The organism is Streptomyces niphimycinicus (assembly GCF_018883605.1).
Lineage (GTDB): Bacteria > Actinomycetota > Actinomycetes > Streptomycetales > Streptomycetaceae > Streptomyces > Streptomyces niphimycinicus.
This window is the reverse complement of record NZ_JAHLEM010001060.1, coordinates 1-809: the sequence shown is the minus strand read 5'-3', so window position 1 is coordinate 809 and position 809 is coordinate 1. Positions and strand designations below refer to the sequence as shown.

Genomic DNA, 809 nt, shown 5'->3' with positions numbered 1-809 from the left:
CGGGCCGCCCGCTGGAGGGCCTGGGCGCGGGTGGCGCCGGTGACGATCAGCTTGGCCAGCAGCGAGTCCCACGCCGGACCGATGACACTCCCCGACTCCACACCCGCGTCCAGCCGGACACCGGGCCCGGCGGGCGGGACGAAGGAGGTCACCGTGCCGGGGGCGGGCAGGAAGTTGCGGCCCGGGTCCTCGCCGTTGATCCGGAACTCGAAGGAGTGGCCGCGCACCTGCGGGTCGTCGTAGCCGATGGCCTCGCCGTCGGCGATGCGGAACATCTCGCGGACCAGGTCGATGCCGGTGACCTCTTCGGTGACCGGGTGCTCCACCTGGAGCCGGGTGTTGACCTCGAGGAAGGAGATGGTGCCGTCGTTGCCCACGAGGAACTCGACGGTACCGGCGCCCACATAGCCGGCTTCCTTGAGGATGGCTTTGGAGGCGGCGTAGAGCTGGTCGTTCTGTTCCTGGGTCAGGAACGGGGCCGGGGCCTCCTCGACCAGCTTCTGGTGGCGGCGCTGGAGGGAGCAGTCACGGGTGGAGACGACCACGACGTTGCCGTGGGTGTCGGCCAGGCACTGGGTCTCCACATGGCGGGGCTTGTCGAGGTAGCGCTCGACGAAGCACTCGCCGCGGCCGAACGCCGCGACGGCCTCGCGGACGGCGGAGTCGTAGAGCTCGGGGACTTCTTCCATGGTGCGGGCGACCTTGAGGCCGCGTCCGCCGCCGCCGAAGGCGGCCTTGATGGCGATCGGCAGGCCGTGCTGTTCGGCGAAGGCCACGACCTCGTCCGCCCCGGAGACCGGGTCGGGGGT

The 809-nt window shown here is 71.1% G+C and carries 1 protein-coding gene; it reads right to left on the bottom strand.

Annotated features, from left to right (window positions below; all coding sequences use genetic code 11):
* Positions 1–809, bottom strand: an 809-nt coding sequence (locus KN815_RS47480) for an ATP-binding protein (protein WP_216347970.1), incomplete at both ends; no start/stop codon positions are given.